We start from the raw sequence: 22,556 nt of genomic DNA, 5'->3' as shown, positions 1-22,556 counted from the left end.
GTCAATATTTTTAACGATAGTCTGTTGAGCCTCCTTCTATACCAGAGCCACAGGGTTGAATGATTGCTCTGGTCGAAGATCTCGATACTGTTTTTACATCGCGGTTAGTTATCTTTGCTATGAATATTCCAAATGCTCTGACGATGCTACGCATTGTTCTGGTTCCTTTTCTGGTCTTGATTTTTTATTTGCCCATTGAGATGCGTTACATCCTTTGTGCCGCCATCTTTGCAGTCGCTTCGATAACGGACTGGTTTGACGGTTATCTGGCCAGACGCTGGAATCAGACTACCCCCTTTGGTGCTTTTTTTGATCCGGTAGCGGACAAGATCATGGTGGCAACCGCATTGTGTTTATTGGTTGATGAATTCAGGGCGGCCTGGATGACCATACCCGCTACGATCATTATTGGCCGGGAAATTGTTATTTCTGCTTTGCGTGAATGGATGTCCGAGATAGGCAAGCGTACCAGTGTGGCGGTGAATATGATCGGTAAGTTAAAAACAGCCGGACAAATGATGGCGATTACCCTGTTACTGTTTGCTCCTGTTCCCCTGGAGTCGATGGTTGGGTATCTCGGGCTGGCACTGCTTTACGTTTCTGCCATCCTGACACTCTGGTCAATGTATGTGTACCTTCGTGCGGCATGGCCTGATCTGACGCCATTCTCTAAGGCTGAAAACTAATTCGTTGCTCCAACCTGTTGACAGCAGCCGAAATATTCTTAAACTACGCATCATCTTCGACGGACACGAAGCCCAAGTGTTTCAGCTACCAGCGGAGATGAATGCGGGAATAGCTCAGTTGGTAGAGCACAACCTTGCCAAGGTTGGGGTCGCGAGTTCGAGTCTCGTTTCCCGCTCCAGTTAAAAGGCGAGTTAGCAAAGCGGTTATGCAGTGGACTGCAACTCCATTTAGACCGGTTCGACTCCGGTACTCGCCTCCAAATTCGAAAAAGCAGGTTAACAAGCCTGTTTTTTTTCGGCTTAAATAGATAAGCTGTTCCTGTCGCCCGGGTGGTGAAATTGGTAGACACAGCAGACTTAAAATCTGCCGATCATTAAGATCGTGCCGGTTCGATTCCGGCTCCGGGCACCACCTCCCAAAAGTCTTCCAGAAATGGCAGGCTTTTTTTGTATCTGTTTTCCACGTTTTTTTACTCTACGGCTACTGCGCCAAGGCCTTGCGCCTAATCCTCCCTATATAACCATTTCTTTTATTGATCATTTGGTAACTTGCTAAACTTCGCTTGTGCCATTTGTGCCACTCATTTTTGGCACTGGGATTGGCACAGAATTCACGCAGTTTTTGTACTCCTCAGAACCACTCATCAGAACAATGCGGAGGTTGTAATGGCCAGGCTTGAAAAAAGAAAAGCGGGCTGGTTGGCCCGGGTCAGGAAAAAGGGCATTGACCAGGCTCGTACATTCGACACAAAAAAAGAAGCAGCCCAGTGGGCTGCCAGTCTTGAGCGAAAAATCGATGAATATGGGAAAAATGCAGAAGAGGTTGCGCGTCATCGGTTGCATCGAAAAACGCTGAGAGAGACGTTTGTTCGATACGTGGATGAAGTCAGTCCGAGGAAGAAAGGCAGGGAAACCGCATTACGGGAGAATCAGCGGTTTCAGCAGATGGCGACCAACCAGAACCATTCCCCTCTGCCTGATTTGATGGATAAACCCATTTCGTCCATCAAGAGTTTTCACATTGCAGAGTGGAAAATGACCCGGCTCAGTACAGTCAAAGAAAGCTCAGTGGCCAGGGAGAAGAACTTCCTGTGTAATGTGTTTAGCATGGCTCGGGAGTGGGGGTATATCGAAAAGTCACCCTTTGCCAGTGTCAAATTTGCCGACGATCGTTCAGCATCAAGGGATCGCAGAGTTTCAGAAGAAGAAATTGAGCAGATGTTTTTTGCGCTGGATCATTGGGAAGATCAAAAGGCGCCCGAAACACCGGCTCAAACCGTGGCACTGCTGTGGAAGCTGTGCATCGAAACGGCGATGAGGCAACAGGAAGTAAAATATCTGGTAGCCAGTGAAATCGACTTTGATAACCGGGTGATCAACCTGTCGGCAGAAAGAACCAAAGAGAAGAAGAAAAAGACACTGGCATTGTCCAGCGAAGCAATCCGTTTAATAAGGTTGGGGAAGACAGAGGATGACTATTGGTTTGCCAGCTCAAAGCTGAACGTAAGCTCTATATTTAGCATCGCTGTCAGAAAAACTCTGATCGACGACCTTGAATTTCGTGATTCCAGGCATGAGGCACTCACCCGGTTATCTGAAAAACTGACACCGTTTGAGTTGGCCAAGCAGGCAGGGCACACCGATATGAACAGGACGCTGAAATATTTCAGAAAAACGGCAAAGGATTTCTCCTGTAAATTAGCTTGAAAATCAACTGGTTCAGAGTTGAAATTCATCGGAAGTCTTTCTTTTGCGGCCAGGTTTTGCAGGCTGTCTTTCTTCCATTTCAGATTGGAAACAATACTTCTGACTCACCCATTCACTGATTTCTGTATTGAGCCAGCGCGGTTTGCTTTTTTGTTTTTTCCCATTGACCTCGACGATTGAAAATCTTGGTTCGGGAAAGTTTGCCTGCTTCACGATGACATTTCGTGTGTAGTTCACTGAGAGATCAAGGAAGTCAGCAATCCGCTTAATGGACCAGAGCTGGTTTTCAGTGTTCATAATCAATTTCACCTACTGAGTGATGTTTTTGTGCTTGCGGAGTGTGAGCGGAATGGCGTTTGCGCTGACGTCATTCCAGTTATCCCGAACAATTAAGGTGCTTTTGTAGTCCTGCTTGCTGATCCACTGAGCTTCGTGGGCTGCGTCAACAATACGGTTATGCAAATCAATGTAAGAACTGACACCCTGGCGAAGCGGAATAATTTCGTCAGGTGGCTTCATCAAGAACAGGGCAGGGTAGGTTTGTATGTTGAGTGTTGGATTGGGCTGTCTGTCGATACGACTGTCAGGCAAATCAGGAATAAACTCGCCATCAGTAGAAAAGGAAATCAGTTTGAAGCTGTATTGCTGGTTTAATGCCATCAACGTCTGAGCCTGCAACTGACAAAGCCTGCATCTTCCCTGATAGTAAAAAACGAGCCCGGCAATTTTCGCTATTTTCCGTAAAACCTGTTCTCTGGCGTGTTGCACCATGTCGTCACTTATTTTGGCGGCCGCTGGGGGTATAGGTCGACGGACGTTTTCATCCAGCAACGGGTCACTTTCAATCACCTGTTTTCCGACACGGGCAAAGCGTTCTGCCTTTTCTTTTATCAGCCTGTCGAGATAGAGGTAGTTGCTGACGTTTTCTTTGCTGGGCAAGTCGATGGCCTTGTCCAGGTAGTGACCGATGTTATTTCTGATCCAGGCGGTTGTCAGCGGTTGGTGTCTTTCGTTTTGATCATTGACTGTGTTCTCGTCAGCGTCTGGCTCAGCAATGCGTTCATACCAGAACCAACCTTCGGAATGGCGATCAAACCACGGCTGGTCAGCTGAAGCAGCGGTTGAAAACAACCCCATATATAGAAGAAAGAACAGCATCAGACTTTCTTCTGCCAGTTGGCCGTCCACCATCCCAGACACAGCGCGGTCAGCCAGGCTACTCCCGGAATCAGTAAGACCGGGAGTGGCAGGGGAATGATGATCAGGTACAGGAACAATCCCGGAATCCATTTTGATGCCCGTCGGCTCCAGAGGTTTTGCAAAGGGCTGGTGTAGTGAAAATCGTGATAACGGATTTTTCGGATCAAAAGACCGTCGATAATAGCGGCAATAAACATCACACCCCAGAAGGGCAGGCACGCCAGTAACACGGAAATCCGGTAGAACAGTTGTCGTATCAGACTAAGGAAGTTCTTAACCACACCCTGAAAAAGTTCCATGGCCTTTGCCAACCCTTCACCCGAGTTTCGATCCGTAGTTGTATGTTCCATAAGAAAGCTATGAATGCCCGATTTTACAATGGTTGCTGCATATAATTGGTTGCCGGTTCCCATGATCCATAGAGCATTCTCCTGCCCCAGCCTTTGAGCATATTGTTGCTTATCGGTAATAAATTTCTGAGTGTCGGGGTTCTGTGTTCTCAGGCAGATCAGGTGATTGCAGTTGTCGATAAATTGTTGGGCAGCTGCTTTCGAGCCTAACTGAGCTTCAAAATCAGCCAGCGTCTGGGTGGCGACGTATAACCGGAATTTTGCCCCCCGGCCTTTGTTAAGCAGGGATAGAAGTTGAGGGCAAAGCACTTCGGCGGCTTCATCGACAAACAGGTTGATCGGTTTATCACTGTTGTCGGAGTAGTTATAGCGATCCCCGGCCACGGCTGCCAGATCCGCCAAGAGTAATTGTCCAATGGCTTTACCCACCATAGGATCAGACAGGGAATCGAGCCCAAAATACATCACTTTGTTTTGCTCGATCAGGTTTGCGGTATGGGTACAGGGTCGCAGGTCGTCTATGTCGGTCGGGTCAGGCGATAACAGTCGCGCCAGTGGACCACCTGTGAGCATCCCAAGGGCAGGCAACAGGGTTGCAATCATTTTTCCGTAATGCGAGCGGTCATGTTCAAACAGTGAGATCAGCCCTTCCACATCGGTGCAGGGCGATTCAGGCACGACCTTATTTCGATAGAAATCTATCCAGCGTCGTGCTTCAGCTTCGGGGTTAGTCTTGGCCTTTACTTCCTTCGTCCGAATGATATCTGCTGCCTGAGCCTGGTGACGGGTACAGACAATAGTAAGCGCTTTAATCAGCAGTCCGGTCACTCCACCTTCAAGCCCTTGACGAATCATGACAAGGGTAGGGCGCTGACCACAGAGCAGATAGCCCTGAACTACTGCATCAACGGCTTTTTGGGCAAAGGCCTGAAACGGTGCATTGTCACCACCGGAGGGCATTAATCCGGAAATCCGGCTGGCCAGCTCACTGGAACGGTTAAAATTTTGCAGCAGATTGATACGAATAGAATTAGCAGGAAAGCCCGGATGAAACTTCATAAACCGGTATTGGTTGCCCGATAGCCCACAACTTCTGAGAGTGTGGCTGGCAAGATCATGATCGCCTTTGGGATCGACGATAATAACGGGTTCATTGCGCAAAACAGCCTGAGTCACCAACAAATCAAAGAGTCTGGTTTTACCGCTGCCCGGGACACCGATCACCATGGTATGCATCTGAATCTGTTCAAGAGGCTGATATAACCGCTCTTCATGCTCTTCCATGCCGTGAATCCAGCCTGCGCCCATGGTGTTTTCTGACTTGGCTGGCAGGTTATCATTTCGTAATAAGTCCCAGGCCCTTTGCCCATGGAGCCGTTGCCATTCAAAGCCCCAACCTAACCAGACACCCTGTTCCCGGTTTTTTGTTTGCAGTAACTGGCATTGTTTCGAGGTCAGTTCTAACAGAGCCAGCTTTTTCCCTTTCAACCGTTGGTGTTGCTGCCATCTTGGCAGAGCTTGTGACAGCCGGATCACCATCATGGTTGCACAGAAAGAAGCGGTCAGGACAAAACCAATTTGCGGCAGTGAGCTGAAAAACGACAAGGTATAGGCGGTAATCATGGCGAAAAACCAGACGACTGCAGAACTCAACTCATAAACGGGCCGCCAGTTTTGCAGATAAGGGCGATCACTGATCATGCTGCTTTCCTGTCATGGATTCTGTTGACAACCATTGTTTGCACTGTCGGGAAATGTCGGGTTGCAGAGCTATGACCAGATGGCCATTACGTCGAAAAACAATCTGGTTTCCTACAGGTCTGAGCCAGCCTCTTTGGTTCCATTGTCTGAGGAGAATATCCGGCTCCGGCGTTTTCTCTGATTTGACCGCATCAGGCCAGGGCAGTAGCAGGCTTTCCTTCGCCCATTTGATATCCTTTGCGTGGAGTTTTCTTATAATCTGCTCAAGCCAGCTTCGTTCATCATCCTTTTCTGCTTCTGGCTGACCCTTAACTTTCACCGGTCTCGTGATCTGGTTAAGAGCCTCCCCGTGTTCGAAATGTAATTTGATGCTTTTCAAACGGGCCAGCTCAACGGCGTGGATGATTTGTGATACGCCATAACCGTTTTTTTGTCCGGTGAGGGCACTGACAAAAGTCTGCCAGAGCATGCCATTATCGCCGTCGGGTTGCAGGATGTTGCAGAATGCTCTGGGAGTCAGCTGCGGCAAAAGGAACAGATTGATGGCCGTAAATTCTTGCGTTAATGGTTTCACGGGATCGGTATCACACTGTTTCCAGTGGGGCGAGTATTGGGTAATGCGATGTTGCTGCAACCAGCTTCCAAGAGGTTGTTGGAAAGCGGGCCATGGTTCTGTTGATTGTTCTGCGGATGATTGTTGAACAACAAGACAGGAGGTCATTCGCCCGCTGTCATATAAAAGTCCGGCGACGCCTGCCATTAGCCGCCATAGCGGTTCTCTTGCTCTACGTTGATCCGGATATAAGTCGTGATCCCGGTGAATTTGTTGCATAGCTGTAACAGACCAGAAAGCAGTTTCCAGCGCATGGCGGATCGCCCCTGCTGGTTCACAATGATGCTGCGGGTGGGCAGGCAGTAGATGGAGCCAGTGGATGAGATGATCCAGTGTCTGGTCAAACAACTGCTGTAGTTCTGCTGGTAAATTCAGCTGCTCATTAAGCTGTTCCACAAGCTTTTGTTGCTGGTGGAGTATTGTCCCGGTGCCTACCTGATAGCCTGCGCAGCCTGAAGCGGGTTGTATAGGTTGACGTGGTTCTGGAGGGTTATTGGGTAATGGAACTGTTTCATCAGCATGATGCGGATGCAACCAGCCATTGATAATGGTCAAAACCTTTGAAGCGGTCATGGTTACAACCCGAAAATGGAATTAATAATGGTGGGCGTCACCTGCAACCCCACGGCGGCACCGACTCCGGTAGCAAAACCGATCAGCGAGTTGCGAGCCATGCCGTAGGCCAGTCCGATCAGGACAAAAGAGATAGACAGCGTTCGCCCCAGGTCTCCCTTGATCCAGCCCACTAAACGGCCATAAATTTCCGCAAAGTCAGTGGAACCTGTGACATTGACAGGATTTGCTGCCTGTAACTCTTGTGGCAGTAAAGAAAGAATAATCAGGGGTGCCATCGTCAGAATCAGCTGCTGGTGTCTCACAATAAATGGTCGTCTATCAGCGGGAAGTTCAAGCATGGTCAGTGACTCCATTAATCATCGGAAGGTGAATAGACAGGAATGGCAGACTGCCAGTGTCTTGGAGCGATATCCGTCATCACCACTCCGCCACTGTGCCAGTTGCCCTGTTTATCAACCCAGGGCGCAATCCAGATTCTCAGGATTTGAGCCGGTGTGCGATTGGGTACCGCTTCGGGGATTACAAGACGAAGGTTGGGTACTGAATGGTTTTTGGGAGGTGGTGGAGTCAGATTTTCAGCAGGCGGTGAATCAGTATCCTGATAAACCTGTCTTGCTGATTTACAAACACCTTTGCCGGGTTCCGGGCAGGCATACTCAGCCTCGCCAACACCCAAGAGTGAGCAGCCCTGGATAGCAGGTACCAGCGAAACCATCAGAAGCAATGCTCTGGTATCGTGTTTACACATAGGTAAAGTCTCGAAAGATTAGTTTTTCAGACCACGGGTGAGAATCAGGTCCACCTTGCGTTCGGCGCTGATCTCAATGACCGGCACCATCTGGTCAGCCAGCTGCAGGTAAAAATCCGCCAGCTTTTCCAATGCTTTATTACTGCCCTTAATCAGCGAGCTTTGCAGGGCTTCACTGCCTTTTAAGCCGGATTGGAACGGAGACTGAATCTCGCCGTTCTTATTGGGAACCACAGACAGGACCGGGACGGGTTTGATATCAAAGGCTTCACTGACACCGCTGAGAAACCCTGCCATAGCGGCCTTGGCCATAACCTGCCCCTGTTTACTGACCAGCCTGCCACGTAATCCGGCTTTGCCATCTTCCCCGGCGATATAACCCTCCAAAGGTCGTTCAATGACTTGTTCCTTGCTGTTGTGTTTGAAAATGCACGACAGGGTTTCACTGCGAAGATAAGCCCGCTCGGAACTCAGGTCGCCATAGCCCGATGCCAGAACAAAGCACTCTCTGACATTAGTGCGGTAGCGATTGGGCAAAATGGCAGAAGCTTTAATGCGGATAAGGACAGGATAAGGTTCACGTCTTGCTCCTTGCCCTGTCGGAACATCCAGCCCGGTGATTAACTGCCCAGAGAGCAGACTTCCTGCCGGTAAGCGTAAAAGCTTTGGTTTATCTTCTGGTTTTGAATTCAGAGTGGTTGCCCGAGGGTTCGTAGCTCCCAATACCCGGATAGGTCTGGGTGGTTGTGGCGTTGCGTCATGGTAAGTCGCGTTATGGTAATCAGGTTCGTTGTAATCGGTTACTGGTGATTGACTGAACTGGTTCCACTGCAAAACATCCGGAACAGGCTCTGGCGCCGAAGGCTCAGGAACAGAGAATGTGGGTTGAACAGGTTGATTCAGCTGGCTAATTTCCTGCCGCAACCTTTCCATTTCTTGCTGGTGGGCTTCATGCAAAGCTTTTTGTTGCTGGTGGATGCGTTCCAGGTCGCCACTGATACGGTTCAGGGTTAACTCTTTGGGTGGTACGCCGGTAAAGTCCACGGACGAGGTGGTTTGCTCCGGGGTTTGGGTAATACTTGAATCCTGCCGTTTACTGGTCATAAAAATCAGGGCAATCAAAATCACCGCACTACCCAGCACAATGCCATAACGCTTTATTCTTGGCGTCAAATAATGGTTGAGGGTATTCATTGCTTGAGAATTAATAAGTCAGCAGGGAAGGGCGCACTGCAGGAGCCGATTCATAATCAGGCGTATTCAGAAGAATAAACAGTTCCCTGCGCTGGCCGGGATGCAGAGTGTTGTTCGGCCACATGGCGACAGCGGCGGTATGGCTGCCCTGACAATTTTTTTCATGGAACGTAAGCAGCTTTTCAGTGGTATTGCGGACTGTGCCCACCAGAACACTAAAGTGATGCCCCTGAACCTGCTGGCCTTTGGAAAAATCAAATATCAGGCCGTCCTGCTGGCAATGCTGAACATTAGATTGATGCAAAACACTCAGTTCATAACCTTCCGGTATCTGTCCCTTCACCAGCTTAGAAAGCACCTCCGTGATAGCCTGCTGATAGTCAGAGGCTTCTTCAAATCGTTTTGCTAATGCCTTGTTATGGTTGATTTTTTGCTGCCATTGTTTGGATAGTGACAGCTGGATTTCTTTGGGAGGAACATCCAGCGGCGTTACCAGTAAAGAAAGGGCATGAGCCTCATTATCGTGAGGGGTGATATACACGACAAAGGGTTCTTCTTGCTGGGAAGAGAGATAAATCACTGAGCCTTCTATCCGAATGTCTGCCTGATCAATAGTGCGAATCTGGGGGGCTGCAAAAGGCGTAACAATCCGGTTCAGATGTAAACGACTGAGGGTTACAGGTTGCTGCTGACCCGGTGATACCTGCAACTTCACTGGCGCAGCTGCCAGAGTCAATGAGCAATACAAATACACAGCAACAACAAGCGCTTTGTTCATAGAGGCATCTCTGAATATAAGGGAGGGTCACTTCAGATCAGATTCAATCCGGATGGCAGCAAGGACAGGCCGATAACGGATCAGGCTGAACTGAAAGGTAAAAGTCTTCTGCCCAGACAGGTGCTGATGGCCTGATGAGAGGGCACTGTTCCCTGTCACTTTCACCTCATGGGTGTTTGCATCAAATTCAAGCTGCAAGGGCTCAAAGCTCAGGGAAACATTATCTTCCCGTAACTGATGGAACTGTTGATTCAATGTTTCATGGACTTGCCGGTACAAATTAGGTGAGAGCAGACTTTGCAGCCTGGATTCAACAAACGACAGATTCTGTGGGTTCAGATTGCCCAACAGCTCAGCCAGAGACAGCCCCAACCATTCGTAATAATTCTGCGAAGCTTCACCGGACTGAATGCCAATCTGTCCATCCATAAACGGCAAGCTTAACTCAACCGCCGGTTTGCGATTCAGGCAGTGGATCAGCAGCAGTGCATTGGTCAGCACCAATAGCAGCAGAATCAACCTGTCTACACAGAGCTGTTGCCGGCATTGTTTCAAACGACGTAGATAGTCTTGAATGGTCATTTTCGGGAAGGGTAAAAGACCCGGACATAAGGGTTAGGCAAGGTTCTGGCTTTCACAAAATAAAACCCCAGCCAGTAAAGTCGGTGGCTTAAGTGACCGTCAGGGTGGCGATCACGAAACCGGCGATAGACACGAATCGCCACCCAGCCCAGAAACATGCCAAGCAACAGCTGGTCGAACCAGATGCCCCAGATCAGGCCCACGGCTACCGGGTAGATTTTATCCAGAGACCAGAACAGGAACTGGATGGGGTCGTTGATGGTGCGGGGATTTCCATGGAGTTTTCCAGAATGTTTGGATGGGATTCGAATATTTCGTTTATTGATATTTCGTTTATTTCGATTAAGCTGTAGTTAAGGAAACAACTTAGTAAATATTCGATCAGGGAATCCTTATGACTACAAAAGACAAACTGACCTTGCCCACCGCCGAAGAGATTGCGATTGCACAAGAGTGCAGCCGGGAGATTTCAGCCTTTCTTGAGACGGGTTCTGAATCTCAGCAAATTGATATCAGCTCTAAGGATGGGGAAAAGCACGCGTTGTCGATTCCTACCAGAGCATTGAGTCTGCTGGTTGATATTCTGGCGCAACTTGGACAGGGTAATGCGGTAAAAATCATCCCGATCCATGCGGAACTGACCACTCAGCAAGCCGCTGATATTCTCAATGTTTCCCGTCCTTATCTGGTCAGAATGCTGGATGAAGGGGAAATTCCTCATCACAAGGTTGGTCGGCATCGTAGAGTCCGTTATCAGGATTTAATGGATTACAAAGCGGCTATAGACGGTAAACGACTCTCAGCTTTGGATGAGTTGTCAGCTCTCTCGCAGATGAACGATCCGGAGTATTAATGGCTTCTCAATTTACTGCTGTTTTTGATGCCTGTGTCCTTTATCCCTCGGTGTTAAGAGACGTACTGTTAAGGTTGGCGATAACAGACACTTTTCGCGCCAGGTGGACTGACAAAATTCATGATGAGTGGACTCGCAATCTGAAAGCCAATCGTCCAGATATCGATGAAAACTACTTGAACAAAACGCGACAGTTGATGAATGTTCATGTCCGGGATGCATTGGTTGAAGGCTTCGAGCATCTGATTGATTCTGTTCAATTACCTGATCAGGATGACCGGCATGTTGTTGCAGCAGCAATTTCCGCCAACGCTGATGTTATAGTCACATATAATCTGAAAGACTTTCCTGATGAAGCCCTTGCCCCGTATGAGCTTCAGGCTATTCATCCTGACAGCTTTATTCATGACCTGATCGACCTGCACCCGGCAGAATTCATTGGTGTCATTCGTTCAGCGAGAGCTGCCTTAAAAAATCCACCACTAACGGTTGATGAGTACCTGGGTAGATTGAGAAAGCAAAGACTGCCGGAAACGGTCACCTGGCTAGAGTCAATGAAGCTCATTTTGTAAGAGGAAAATAGTAAACTCACAAAATTACTGATGGCGCCAGCACCGAAGGAGTAATCAGAACATTGGAGCCAGACGGGCTTATAGCTTTCATACCTTTATCAGCCGTTAGCAAGTGATATTTTCCTACTACTTTTTTAATAAATTGGTAAGGGTATCAATTTTTTTATGGAGCTCATTAACACTTTCTTGAAGGTTCTCTAGAGTTTGCATGTTCTGATAGTCATGGGGATCTAAAGGCTCTCCTCTAAGGATTCTGTGTTTAAAGTCAAAATCAAAACGATAGGATATATCACTAGTAGCTGCTTCACATAGTTGCCCTGCTACCCACATGGGAGGGACTATATCTTCGTGACGATCACTGCGTTGTGATGCTTTAAAAGCTCTATACCAAGAGTCTGCGATAAGTTCATGACCTACTCTTAACTCTTCATAAAAGGGTCGTGTTGAATCTCCAAAATAACTGGAATTCTCTAAGCAGGAGGTATCAACAAAATGCTCAAATAAATTAGCCCAAACGAAGGTTATCGAGTAATTATGAAGATCACGCCAGTCTTTATCTGTTATTTGGTTATAGTTAGATATTACTGAAAGAGCATTAAGGAAATTATCATGCCATAACAAGAACTCATTAAACACCTTACTAAAAAAATACTCATCGTCTTTAGTTGGGTATTTTATTTTATAGTCGATCCAGTCTGAATTTTCCTCCTTTTGTCTAATTAGCTTTGGCAGTGCAGGCATAAAACCTATTTTGTGTAGTGGTTTAAATAATGTCCATAACCCTATTTCGCTTATAAATTCTTCTAAATGACTTCCTCCACCTTCTGCAAAACCATCCATAAACTCATTAATGAAATTTGTCCATAGTTCGATGTTTTTATCACCCCCAAAAATCTCAAGATTATTTAAATCAGCATCTTCGCTGAGACCAACAGCTAGCTTCCAGTGGTTTTTAAATTTATAATCGATCTTATTTTCTTTTTCCCATTTGGACACTAATGCTTGGCTTACACTCATTTTTTTAGCAAGTTGTGCTTGGGTAAGTCCCGCCTCAGCACGTTGTTTCTTAATAAAACCTGATTCTCTTCTCATGATTAATCTCCATATCATAATATTAAGTATGAATATCATTATAATGAAATATCATGATTACGCAATGAGATATTATAATTTATTTGATTAGCCCAAAGGTTTTGACAATCAGTGTTCTGGGTAGAAAAGTTTATCTGCTTCGAAATCTCAAGACAGTTTGCATCCTCTTCAAGCTCAAGTCAGTTCTTCTTTGCCAACAGGTGTTCTGTCCAATCGCCATCGGTACAGAGCTGCTAGCGAGTGGCATCACTAGACTAGGTCAGCCCCCAGTGCGATGGCGACGCGAATAAGCATCTGTTGGGGTTGATCGGCTTGACTCATTTTGTCAGCCCAAATAGTTTTCCAGCCTGCGGATGGCCAGGTTGGGTTCTCTGGTTGACCCATACGGATGGCATTCACCAGAGCCAGTAACATCTGTCATGATTTAATCCTGAAATAAGGGATCTCCTGGTCGGATAGCAATAGTCGGTTTGCCTGCGGCCCTGGGGCGGGTTCTGGTCATGGTAAGGTTCCGGATCGTAGAATCCGGATAAGCCGGCAGAGCCGACTTAAGCAGTTCTTTCAATGGCGACAGGAAAGGGTATCGGGGGTTAAGCTGATATTCTCTGAGCTTGCCAATCAGGTGACTCACCAGAACACCATCTTCTTCAAGCCGGGCAAGTTGCTTTTGCACGGAGTTTGAAGAAATTCCATAAAATTCGGCAATGGCCTTGCCATAACCGGTGCTACGAAGCATCAGATATATCAGGATTTTTTCCTGACTTTCTGCTCGTAGAATGCCTTTCAAAATGAACATGATGCAATACATTTATCTACCAATATATGGTTTATATATACCACTAAATGGTATATATAAACCAAACTTTCAAACGACGCAGATAGTCTTGAATGGTCATTTTCGGGAAGGGTAAAAGACCCGGACATAAGGGTTAGGCAAGGTTCTGGCTTTTACAAAATAAAAGCCCAGCCAGTAAAGCCGGTGGCTCAAGTGACCGTCAGGGTGACGATCCCGGAACCGGCGATAGACACGAATCGCCATCCAGCCGAGGAACATGCCCAGTAGCAGCTGATCAAACCAGATACCCCAGATCAGGCCCACGGCTACGGGATAGATTTCATCCAGAGACCAGAACAGGAACTGGATGGGGTCGTTGATGGTGCGGGGGATTTCCATGATGCTTTCGACTCATTTACCGCCTATACTCTGTAAGACATATTCTTACAGGAGGTGCAATATGGCTCGAACATTAACCATCAGCCTTGGAGACGAACTTCAGGGCTATGCTCAACAGCTGGTCGATTCCGGTGCGTACTCATCCGTCAGTGAAGTGGTTCGCGAGGCGTTAAGAAACCTGAGAGAGCAGAAAGCTTCCTCAAACCTGGAACAATTAAGGGCAATGATTGACGAAGGTGACAACAGCGGTGAACCGGTTGATCTTAAAGTTGAAAAGTTTCTTGCCCAAATGAAAAAACGGTAACCCTTATGCCCCCAAACAAGCAGTACTTGTTCAAGCCTCGTGCGCAGCAAGATTTGGAAGACATATATGACTATTCCGCTAGTGAGTTTGGAGAAGAGCAGGCAGATCTGTATATCCGAAATCTTTTTGATACCTTTCAGCGACTGGCGGAAACGCCGGGCTTTGCCCGCTACCGGGATGACATCAGAAAAGGACTCAAATCTTACCCTGTGAAGGCTCATATCGTTTTTTTCAGAAAAATGGAGAATGGCGTATTAATTGTCAGGGTGCTTCACCAGTCAATGGATTTTCAATCAAAAAAATACTGATCAATTCTGGGCAATGTTCACTGTTGTCGAAGATTTATAGTCTTGGTGTTTTGATAGTGATTGAGACCTAATGGACTAATGCTGTCATATCGGGTTTCCAATCGTTTTTGGCTGTCTTCCCGGTGCTGGTCGAAATCCAGCCTTGAATCTTTGCCTGTCAGCGTTTCCAAATTGAGCTGCTTCAGTGTGTTGGCATTCAATTCCGGCAGTTTGTTTTGCAGTTTTAAAAGTGCCAGCCATTCGCTCAGATCGATTCGATTCCAGTCTACCGTTTGTAAGATTTCGGGAGTGATGCCAGAGCAATCGGGATGCTTGGCAGATCCCCATCCTGTTTTGAGTTGCTTCCTGATCTGAACTTGCAGGATGCGTGATAGAGGGGAACTGAAACAGCAGTAGCTGTTGTACTCCATGCTGCTCAATCCCAAAAACTTGCTTTCCCTATAACTTCCAACCTTGTGGCAGGTTTTCATCTCTCGCTTTGCAGCCAATTCAAATTCGTCAGCTTCACACTTATTGGTGATCTGGATAATCAGTTTGGTCATGGTGTAAGCCGTGTAGATCATGGTGACGGCACTGATCGCTGAGGTGATGGCTGGGTTCATAATGAGGGTTTGTTGGCTGAGCTGACCACCCTGGGAAGCCAGGTTGTTACCAACCGTTCTAAACAGCAGATTGGTGGCATCCTCGCCCAGAATTTTATGGACGACTTCTGCCATCTTTCGCAACAGTTGTTGCTGCATATTGCCGAGCATTGTCTTCTGAGTTTCCTGCGACAGCTCCCCGGCAATGGGCTTGGCGGTTGCGGTTTGGGTATGAACTTCAGCCGGTGTCGGCCAAAGCTTTTCTGTGAGCTTGTCCCAGCTTTTACTCATGTCTGACCACAGATTCTTTGCGGGCTGGCTGAGCTTGTTAATGCCTTGCATCAGCGGTTCCCTCATCTTCTGATAAGAGCCAGTCAGCTGATTGGGAAAATTACCTTGAAGGTGGATTGCTGATTGATCGAACAGGTAGCCCATCAAAAGCAGGTTCATATAACTGGCAAAGTTCACATTAGTAGGCAGGTTACAGCAGTCCACCATATTGAAAATGCCTTGTTTGCAGGTGCAGGACTTGCCACTGAATACCCTGCAACCTGAACCATCCTGATTACACCGCATATCATGGGCCATATGTTTTGCAGCATGGAGACCGCTGACCGCACTGGCAAAGTCGGTGTTATCCGCATCGGTTACATTGGCCTGGCACTCGCCCAACATGCACTGCATGGGTTGACCTTCGCAGTGGATACTCTCTTCGATACCAATCTGGTTCAGGCTACCTGTGTAGCCGCAGTCATATTGCTCTGCGCGGGTATAACAGATGCCAGATTTTTCTCCTAAACAACGGCTGTCCAGAAATTCACAATTAGGATCGTTGGCGTACTGGGCACAGTGGTCATGAGGATATTGTGATGATGTCGTTTTGTAGTAAAAACAATCGGCTTCAGCCCTGGCGGTTTTGCAGTCGGCTGATAATTGCGATGAGAGACTGGGTTGCAAGGGAATCACTTTACCGTGAAGGGTATGTTCTGCATCGCTCATCGTCTCAAGGCACTGGTAAGTCAGGCGGCAAAGTCCATCTTTTTGCCATTGTCGTATTTCGTTCAGCTGATCCAGTGCGGATGAAGGAAGCCAGCGATCCTCTTCTATCAGCTGGCTGATATCAAAATAAAGTCTGATCAGAGCAAAACCTTCGCCATCGTCGCCAACGGAGGTGCGAATTTTGAAAGTGGCCTGACCGTTTGCTGTATTAAAGACACTTTTATCCAGCGAAACCGGGCTGTGCAGATGAAAATTAGCATCCAGCTCACACCTCCCGCGGCTTTCAGGAGGGAAGTCAGGACTGCTCTGCCAGAGCTTTTTATTGTTGATCCAGACTTGCAGCCGATCATCCCAACGGGCTTTCTGGAGCACTGCACGACTTAAAGCCTGTGGTTTGGGTAATGTCACTGTGAAAGACTCTTCCTTGATACAGCAGCGGCAGTGATAGTAGTTATCGGCTCCCGCATCTTTGCCTAACCGAATCTGCAAACAGCCTTCTTGATCTGACGGGCTTTGACAGCTGTTCATGCCAGCCAGCGCTGAGCCAGAAATGTAGTCTGCAAAGGGTTTAAACCGGATGTTTCGATGCAAGGTTGCACTGTTGTCTGTCACCACAGCCCTTGTGCATTCACGAATATCAGGGCTGTGCACTTGATGATCTTTTTTCAACACCAGCTTTTTCTGATAATCACAGCCTTTAAAGTGCTGCCGTAAGCGGGCGATGGTGGCACTCATTTCACTGTTCTTATCATATATGGGATTGCCGTTAGCATCTGTAGGCCGGTGCTTCTGCTTTGACCAGGTATTGGGATGTTGCAGGGCATTAATACTCTGTTCGACAGGGTGGAGAATCTTGTGTTCGTTAGCATCGGGGTAATACCGGTCCGGTGACTGGTTCAGTAAACGCCAGGCTTCACCTTCCGGGGATGGTTCGTTTTCCAGTTGTTGTGCCCGATGTTCACCAAACGACTGCAAGCCATCGAAATTTTCATTCCGATAATAACTTTCCAGCTTCCGACGGTGAGCACTGTCTGAAGGTGTTTCCATCATCAAGTTGGATTCCTGGTTGGCAATAGACTGAGGGTTTCGTGTAATCGCTTCGGATTGCTGGTCAATCTGGTGGAGCCAGGGTGAGCGGGTATGTTGCTCAAATGTTTGAATGGCTTCCTGAGTGGTTTCTGCTACCACGGTGTGAAAGTGGAAAGCCAAAAAAACACCCAGCAGGTGGTAACAGGCAAGCTTTGTCATTGGCTGGCAGTCTGGCAACAATCCCGATACTGCCAAAGCAGATACATAGCGTCGTCTTTAGCCAATGGGTGACGATGCATTCCCCATGTTGCGGCTGAAGCGCCGATCCAGTGGGCTTTTTGTTTTTCCGGCTCAGGCCAGAACATACTCATTTTGTATTGGCTTTTGGGGAGCCAGGGAGTAATCCGGCTGTGGCATTGCGCCTCTTCCCCTACAGTCTTGCTGCCAAGCCCAATCCGGTGAATTTTGGCCAAAGCCCGTGTTGCCAGCAGACTGGTGTTATCGGCAAAGTGCCCGTAGGTGCTGGTAAAACCCGACAGTGGATAAAGCGAGCCCCAGCTACCAGCACACCAGTGTAGATGATCCATAGGTTTTGAGTTCAAAGCGGCTACCCCATCAGCTGTACAGGCATTTATAGCTGCAGGATTGGCATAAGCAGCCAGGTCTGGAGAGAGCAGGGTGGCTAACTCCGGGTGATTCCACGACGGATCAACTTCTGACAAATTCAGCAGATCAAAATCCACCAGATCGCTGGTGCAGCCGCCAATACCGGTATACATATTCAGCATTTCAATCAGTGGCAGACTGTAAACATGGGCGTGGAGATAGGTTAAACCTTTAGGAATATTGGCAGAACCCAGCGTTCCCCAACGACGCTGGTCAACCATCGGCAGTTTATGACCACCCAGTGCCATCAGGCAACCGGGACTGCGGGTAAGTTCAATCAGCTTTTGAGGTCGCCAGAATCCGGTTGTCACGCCGGGGTGAAACATGCCTGTGCTGTCTTCACACATGCATAGCCCGGTGCTGGTTTTAGCTCTGTCGTCAGGTTCTTTGCCCGACCCCAGTTTTGCCAGTCCGATACGGATAGGAAACAGCTCTTTCCAGGGGACAGAATTAATCAGCTTCTCTGACAGAATCGGTACGTTCTGGCACAGGGCTTTTGATGGGTTGTCTGCGGTTTCCTGTGCAAAGGCAGAGGGTGCTGATATGCCCATCAAAGTTCTTGCCCATGACACCACATCAATGGCAGAAAACGGTGATACTGCTGCTGTCATCACTCGCCAGTGATTCAGGCTTTCTGGTGCCATTAATGCGGGCAGGGCAGTCAGTTGAAAGCGATGAATCAGCTCCGGGGGCATGATGTAGATTGGATGTTGATGCCATAGGTCGGGTAGTTTCTGAAACTGTTGTAGTGAGCCACTGACTACTAAAACCAGTGCATCAGGGTATTGCTGTAACCATGGAATCACAGCCTTCGATTGCTGGTGATCGTTGATATCCACGGCAATCATTGGTGTACGCCAGTGACCGGGTATTTTCAGAACTTTGCTGGATTCCTGTCGGCTGGTCGGGAGTTTTGCTCCAAAAGAAAAGGTTTTAGTCTGTAATCGTTTCTGTGTCTTTTGTTGAAGGAGCTGCCAGTTCTGTTGTTTGAGCCGCAGCAACAAATGCTCCAATAAATCCGGTTCGCTGACAGGGACTGTTGAGCCATAGACACCTATATTGCCGCGTCTGCTGGCATGGTATTGGCGCATCATCCATTCAGGTGAAGTAACACCAAAAGCGATCAATTCAGTGTTGCCTTCTACGACAACAGCCATCGCAGGCACATGATTGATATTCTGCTCCCGGAACAAAACAGGATTGATCTGAATATTATTCCCGACACCGGCCTGCTTTATCCGGTATTGCCAGCGGCTGATACTATGAGCCAGATTAGTATCCTTCGCTCCCATTCCACGCACGATGATATTGAAGTTCTCAAGAAATGCCGTCTCCCTCAATAAATCAACCAGAGCCACTTCACCCAGAGCTTCAGATACAAACAGATTAATGGTGAGGGTAGAAGACAGTGCTGTATTAGCGGCTGGCAATAGCAAAATAATCACCAGCCAGAAGGGTGAGAGAGTCATACGTGTTTCAGTTCATCAATCCGCTGGCGAACCTCAGGGCGGGTTAAGTAATGCCAGACCGCTCGTGTTGCCAAAGTATCGGACAGGGCCCGATGCGCTTTGCCTTCCCATTTGTGCAGCACATACTGACTGGCTTTGTTGAGATTCTGCCATTTGTAATCGCCATACCAGGTATTCCATTCACCAAAGTGCTCAGCAAACAGCAGCATGCAACACCGAACGATTTTCGCTGCTCCCAGTTCTGTGCTCAGGTATTGGCTGTCGTATGCCCTGTTGTAGATCACCACTTCCTGATCCTGAAACAGGGTCCGGACTCTGGCCCGTAGCTCATCATAAGTAGGCGCATGAGCCACTGCTTTCGGGCTGACTCCGTGAATCGCCTGAGCTTCCGGCCAGCAATCGTGGTAGGTTGGTCTGACCAGCGTGTTCAGCAGGGCTTCACCACGATCATTGATAATGGCTATTTCAACAATCTCATCTTCTGCGCTGAGGCCGGTGGTTTCAGTGTCAACGTAGATAGTCATACAGCATTCCTGTCGTTCAGTACCTGCATAATGGCATCGCTCAGGGAAAGCCCTCGAGATCGATAAGCCCGGATCGCACTTTCGTCTTCAGGGTGACTGGAATAGAGTAGCTTTTTAAAGGGATTCAGAATCAAACGACCAATTCCGGATCCCTGTTCTGTGAGCACCAGTGCTTCTGAATACTTGCCTTCAACGGTATGCACGGTTTTCAGCAGTTTGTAACCTTCTGGTGACAAGGGTAAGCGTTGCTGCTTTTCTAATTCATTGATAGTGGACAGCTGTTGCTTGAGCAAAAACTGAGTGGCGCTGTTATCCATTGCAGCCCGCCCGGCAGCAGTTTCGTAAAAGTCTTCGATCCGCTGTGCGGCCATCAGGTTGGCCCCATTAAATCGCCGAAAGCGGCGGAAACCATGTTCGATAAATAGCGCAGCTCCCTGGGTGTCCCGCATCAGGTTCCAGGCTTCATCAACCACTACCAACTTTCGGCGACTGACATCGCCAAAGTACATAATCTGCTGGATCAGGTAGATCAGCTCCAGAATCACCACCCGTTGCAAATGTTTGCGGCTGTCCAGGTGCCGGAGTTCAAGCACGGTAAACGACTGATTGATATCCAGCGTATTGTCTCCGCAGAAAAAACGACCGTATTCGCCTTTGGAAGTAAAGGCACTCAGCTGTACGGCCAGATCGGTTATGCGCTCATCCGGGTGTTGCTGTAGTCGCTCCTGTAACAGATCAATGGAGCTATTGGTACCTTCCTGTTCCCAGAGTTCCCGAATCTGTTCACGCAAACTGGCTTCCTGATAAGGGGTCAATGGCTCCCGTGGAGACACCATGGCGATGATCAGTGCCAGCAGAATATCGCCTTCTTCTTCGTAATCATGAACCAGGGCAAACGGATTCATACCGATCTCACTGCCCTGGTCAAAGTCGAGAAACAAACCATCAAAATGCTGGCACAGTTTTTTGTAACCCTCGCCAATGTCCAGTGCCCAACACTGGCCACCACGGATTAGAATATTGCTGATGACTTCGTTGACCAGAACGGTTTTTCCTGCGCCGGAAGTGGCGGCGATAATGGCGTTGTAGTTGCTGTTGGACTCGAATAACGACAGGTTCATCAGTTGTCCACGGCGGGAGACCAGATTTAGCAACGCTTCCTGATGTCCTGACCAGTCATCGAACAGCGGCAACAGCGACACCGCATGACGGGTAGCCAGTGTCTTTTCATGCAGGGCAAGGTTCTGGGTAGCTTTTTGGGCGTTACCGGGCAGGGTGTTGAGAAACATTGGCAGCATAAAATAGGCATCTTCGTAGAGCATAAAACCCAGTTCCCGGTAATAACTGCTGGCATTGGATGACAACATTTCCGCTTCTTTTCGTGAGTCGCAGTAGAGTACCAGTGTAAAAGTCAGCTTCAGGGGCGCATCACCCTGGTTCAATGCTTCAAACAGCACATCAAAATCTTTCTTGCGTTCCATTAACCGTGGTTCGAAGCGGGTAATCGGGCTGGATGATTGCTGGATGGCAATGCGCTGACGATTATTCAGGGAAGTCTGTAGCTGTCGTACAGGAGGAAAATGCAGCAGCACATGAATCTGGGCGTAGCATTTTATGCCCCGGTGTCCGTTCTGACTATCGCCCATATAGTTAAAAGCCAGACCCAAAGCAGCAAAGGGCGGCAGCTGCTTAGCAACCAGTACTTTTACAAAACGTTGTTTTTGTCCTGTGCCGAATACCAGGTGATCAGGGTGGACTTCCAGCGGCGTATCGGGATCAAACACCTGCTCATTCAATGCTAAATCCGATGCTGCAGTAATCTGACTCAAAGCCCAGCGTCCCTGTTCAGGATGATTCACCAGAATCATACAAAGCCGTAACCATTCGTGGTGACTCATGGGAATGGAGGCCAGATTCGCTGTTTCAATACCGCCGGCAAAGGTTTGTCGTAACCGTTTTACCCTAAGCAGGTCTTCGTCTGAAGGCGACAGTTGTCGGATGGGGACTTTAACCGTCATCCATAAAATCCCCCGGCGCAGTTTCTGCTCATTGGTCATCGTTTGGTGAACACCCGCCTGCAATTGCCGGATATTCTGATCCAGCATGGCGGAAAAGGTATTATCCATATGACCTTGCAGGGCAAGCAGCTGTCCAATGGTCTGCATTAAATCAGGACTGGATACCAGGCCACACTGCATCAGGGTATCGTCGGGCCAGTCCTGATTGAGCAGACCATTCAAACGATCATCCAGCCCATTATCCAGTCCGCTGAGTGTCATGCAGAGAAATCCGAAAAACAGGTGATTGTCGTCGCATAGAAACACATGGCTGTCGGGGTCAAAGGCCCTTGTGGTGATCAGCGAGTCTGAAAATTGCTGGGGTTCCGGTGCAGGTACTGGACGCTTGGCAAACATGATTTTGGTCTCAGTTGTGCTATGTTCACTGGACAGAAAAAAGAGAATCTGTCCGGTCATTTTGGCTGTGTAGAATCTGTTTTCATCCCTGAATGGAGGTCGACGTTATGACTTTCTGGCAACGTACCAAGCGGTTTAGCCGTTCTGTAATGGTGCTGGCAATCAGTTGTCTGGTTCTGGAGCAAGTGTTGTACTCGGTTGTGGTGCCTGGTTATTTCAGGGGTGTGCTGGTATCGCCTGTGTTTTGGGGGGTATTTTCTGGTGTGTGCTTTTATCTGTTGTGGAGGCTCGATTCTGATTTTGTGAAAGAAATCTTTACAGTAGAAGACCCACCTTCAGCAGAAGAATTCTATTCAAGAAGTGATTTTATGAGTCCTAATTATTCCCCCTCTTATCGTCGTCTTGTCAGGGGCTATTGACGACTCTCTCCACGTAC

Annotated in this window: 24 protein-coding genes and 3 tRNA genes; 11 read left to right on the top strand and 16 right to left on the bottom strand. The window is 48.2% G+C overall.

Annotated elements, in window-relative coordinates:
• The first annotated feature begins 119 nt into the window (after positions 1-119).
• The 5 genes from pgsA (at position 120) to K7B67_RS09930 (ending at position 2,393) form a co-directional block, all read left to right on the top strand.
• Positions 120-686, top strand: coding sequence for a CDP-diacylglycerol--glycerol-3-phosphate 3-phosphatidyltransferase (pgsA, locus tag K7B67_RS09950; RefSeq protein WP_252180180.1), 567 nt, complete (start codon positions 120-122; stop codon positions 684-686).
• 103 nt (positions 687-789) lie between these two features.
• Positions 790-865, top strand: a tRNA-Gly gene (locus K7B67_RS09945).
• A 7-nt stretch (positions 866-872) separates the two neighbouring features.
• Positions 873-946 (top strand) — tRNA-Cys (locus tag K7B67_RS09940).
• A 64-nt stretch (positions 947-1,010) separates the two neighbouring features.
• Positions 1,011-1,098, top strand: a tRNA-Leu gene (locus K7B67_RS09935).
• 254 nt (positions 1,099-1,352) lie between these two features.
• The gene (locus tag K7B67_RS09930; RefSeq protein WP_252180179.1) at positions 1,353-2,393 is read left to right on the top strand and encodes a tyrosine-type recombinase/integrase; all 1,041 of its coding nucleotides are present in this window, start codon (positions 1,353-1,355) and stop codon (positions 2,391-2,393) included.
• Between the two features lie 12 nt (positions 2,394-2,405).
• On the opposite strand, the gene K7B67_RS09925 is transcribed toward K7B67_RS09930, so the two are convergent.
• From K7B67_RS09925 to K7B67_RS09885, 9 genes are read right to left on the bottom strand one after another with little or no spacing between them, the layout of a single operon-like run.
• The gene (locus K7B67_RS09925) at positions 2,406-2,690 is read right to left on the bottom strand and encodes a hypothetical protein (RefSeq protein WP_252180178.1); all 285 of its coding nucleotides are present in this window, start codon (positions 2,688-2,690) and stop codon (positions 2,406-2,408) included.
• Positions 2,691-2,702: 12 nt separating this feature from the next.
• A complete protein-coding gene (gene traF, locus K7B67_RS09920) occupies positions 2,703-3,584 on the bottom strand; it encodes a conjugal transfer protein TraF (RefSeq protein WP_252180177.1) in 882 nt (293 codons plus the stop codon).
• Positions 3,551-5,644, bottom strand: a complete 2,094-nt coding sequence (gene traD, locus K7B67_RS09915; RefSeq protein WP_252180176.1) for a conjugative transfer system coupling protein TraD — start codon at positions 5,642-5,644, stop codon at positions 3,551-3,553. The genes traF and traD overlap by 34 nt, the downstream gene beginning before the upstream one ends.
• Positions 5,634-6,830 (bottom strand): TraI domain-containing protein, encoded by a 1,197-nt coding sequence (locus K7B67_RS09910; protein WP_252180175.1) that lies wholly within the window; start codon positions 6,828-6,830, stop codon positions 5,634-5,636. Before K7B67_RS09910 ends, traD begins: the two co-directional genes overlap by 11 nt.
• A 2-nt stretch (positions 6,831-6,832) precedes the next feature.
• A complete protein-coding gene (gene traA, locus K7B67_RS09905) occupies positions 6,833-7,171 on the bottom strand; it encodes a TraA family conjugative transfer protein (protein ID WP_252180174.1) in 339 nt (112 codons plus the stop codon).
• A 14-nt stretch (positions 7,172-7,185) separates the two neighbouring features.
• Complete coding sequence (locus K7B67_RS09900; protein WP_252180173.1) at positions 7,186-7,581, bottom strand: TraV family lipoprotein; 396 nt, start codon at positions 7,579-7,581, stop codon at positions 7,186-7,188.
• 18 nt (positions 7,582-7,599) lie between these two features.
• Positions 7,600-8,754, bottom strand: coding sequence for a TraB/VirB10 family protein (locus K7B67_RS09895; protein WP_252180172.1), 1,155 nt, complete (start codon positions 8,752-8,754; stop codon positions 7,600-7,602).
• A 31-nt stretch (positions 8,755-8,785) separates the two neighbouring features.
• Positions 8,786-9,553 (bottom strand): type-F conjugative transfer system secretin TraK, encoded by a 768-nt coding sequence (locus tag K7B67_RS09890; protein ID WP_252180171.1) that lies wholly within the window; start codon positions 9,551-9,553, stop codon positions 8,786-8,788.
• Between the two features lie 27 nt (positions 9,554-9,580).
• On the bottom strand, positions 9,581-10,135 hold the full coding sequence (locus K7B67_RS09885; protein WP_252180170.1) for a type IV conjugative transfer system protein TraE: 555 nt from the start codon (positions 10,133-10,135) through the stop codon (positions 9,581-9,583).
• Positions 10,136-10,227: 92 nt separating this feature from the next.
• On the opposite strand from K7B67_RS09885, the gene K7B67_RS09880 reads away from it, so the two are divergent.
• From K7B67_RS09880 to K7B67_RS09870, 3 genes are read left to right on the top strand one after another with little or no spacing between them, the layout of a single operon-like run.
• The gene (locus tag K7B67_RS09880; RefSeq protein ID WP_252180169.1) at positions 10,228-10,488 is read left to right on the top strand and encodes a hypothetical protein; all 261 of its coding nucleotides are present in this window, start codon (positions 10,228-10,230) and stop codon (positions 10,486-10,488) included.
• 41 nt (positions 10,489-10,529) lie between these two features.
• Positions 10,530-10,988: a helix-turn-helix domain-containing protein gene (locus K7B67_RS09875; protein ID WP_252180168.1), complete on the top strand. Its 459-nt coding sequence runs from the start codon at positions 10,530-10,532 to the stop codon at positions 10,986-10,988.
• Entirely contained in the window at positions 10,988-11,560 is a 573-nt protein-coding gene (locus K7B67_RS09870) for a PIN domain-containing protein (RefSeq protein WP_252180167.1), read from the top strand. The genes K7B67_RS09875 and K7B67_RS09870 overlap by 1 nt, the downstream gene beginning before the upstream one ends.
• A 126-nt stretch (positions 11,561-11,686) precedes the next feature.
• On the opposite strand, the gene K7B67_RS09865 is transcribed toward K7B67_RS09870, so the two are convergent.
• The 3 genes from K7B67_RS09865 to traL form a co-directional block, all read right to left on the bottom strand.
• Complete coding sequence (locus tag K7B67_RS09865; RefSeq protein ID WP_252180166.1) at positions 11,687-12,652, bottom strand: helix-turn-helix transcriptional regulator; 966 nt, start codon at positions 12,650-12,652, stop codon at positions 11,687-11,689.
• Between the two features lie 424 nt (positions 12,653-13,076).
• Positions 13,077-13,448: a winged helix-turn-helix domain-containing protein gene (locus K7B67_RS09860; RefSeq protein ID WP_252180165.1), complete on the bottom strand. Its 372-nt coding sequence runs from the start codon at positions 13,446-13,448 to the stop codon at positions 13,077-13,079.
• A gap of 96 nt (positions 13,449-13,544) precedes the next feature.
• A complete protein-coding gene (gene traL, locus K7B67_RS09855; protein WP_252180164.1) occupies positions 13,545-13,826 on the bottom strand; it encodes a type IV conjugative transfer system protein TraL in 282 nt (93 codons plus the stop codon).
• Positions 13,827-13,887: 61 nt separating this feature from the next.
• Here traL and K7B67_RS09850 point away from each other — a divergent pair, with 61 nt between their 5' ends.
• Both K7B67_RS09850 and K7B67_RS09845 read left to right on the top strand, forming a co-directional pair.
• Positions 13,888-14,130 (top strand): type II toxin-antitoxin system ParD family antitoxin, encoded by a 243-nt coding sequence (locus K7B67_RS09850; RefSeq protein WP_252180163.1) that lies wholly within the window; start codon positions 13,888-13,890, stop codon positions 14,128-14,130.
• A 5-nt stretch (positions 14,131-14,135) separates the two neighbouring features.
• Positions 14,136-14,438: a type II toxin-antitoxin system RelE/ParE family toxin gene (locus K7B67_RS09845; RefSeq protein WP_256484819.1), complete on the top strand. Its 303-nt coding sequence runs from the start codon at positions 14,136-14,138 to the stop codon at positions 14,436-14,438.
• Between the two features lie 17 nt (positions 14,439-14,455).
• Here the strand turns inward: K7B67_RS09845 and traN are convergent, their stop codons facing one another.
• The 4 genes from traN to traC are packed head-to-tail and all read right to left on the bottom strand — an operon-like array spanning position 14,456 to position 22,120.
• Positions 14,456-17,266 (bottom strand): conjugal transfer protein TraN, encoded by a 2,811-nt coding sequence (gene traN / locus K7B67_RS09840; RefSeq protein ID WP_252180161.1) that lies wholly within the window; start codon positions 17,264-17,266, stop codon positions 14,456-14,458.
• Entirely contained in the window at positions 17,263-19,182 is a 1,920-nt protein-coding gene (locus K7B67_RS09835) for a TrbC family F-type conjugative pilus assembly protein (RefSeq protein WP_252180160.1), read from the bottom strand. The genes traN and K7B67_RS09835 overlap by 4 nt, the downstream gene beginning before the upstream one ends.
• Entirely contained in the window at positions 19,179-19,706 is a 528-nt protein-coding gene (locus K7B67_RS09830) for a 3'-5' exonuclease (protein WP_252180159.1), read from the bottom strand. The genes K7B67_RS09835 and K7B67_RS09830 overlap by 4 nt, the downstream gene beginning before the upstream one ends.
• A complete protein-coding gene (gene traC, locus K7B67_RS09825) occupies positions 19,703-22,120 on the bottom strand; it encodes a type IV secretion system protein TraC (RefSeq protein WP_252180158.1) in 2,418 nt (805 codons plus the stop codon). The genes K7B67_RS09830 and traC overlap by 4 nt, the downstream gene beginning before the upstream one ends.
• A gap of 107 nt (positions 22,121-22,227) precedes the next feature.
• Between traC and K7B67_RS09820 the strand changes: the two genes are divergently transcribed.
• On the top strand, positions 22,228-22,539 hold the full coding sequence (locus K7B67_RS09820) for a hypothetical protein (RefSeq protein ID WP_252180157.1): 312 nt from the start codon (positions 22,228-22,230) through the stop codon (positions 22,537-22,539).
• The last annotated feature ends 17 nt before the right edge of the window (positions 22,540-22,556 follow it).

This window comes from Endozoicomonas sp. 4G, assembly GCF_023822025.1.
Classification (GTDB): domain Bacteria; phylum Pseudomonadota; class Gammaproteobacteria; order Pseudomonadales; family Endozoicomonadaceae; genus Endozoicomonas_A.
The sequence above is the reverse complement of the archived record's forward strand: the minus strand, read 5'-3'. Positions and strand labels throughout refer to the sequence as shown.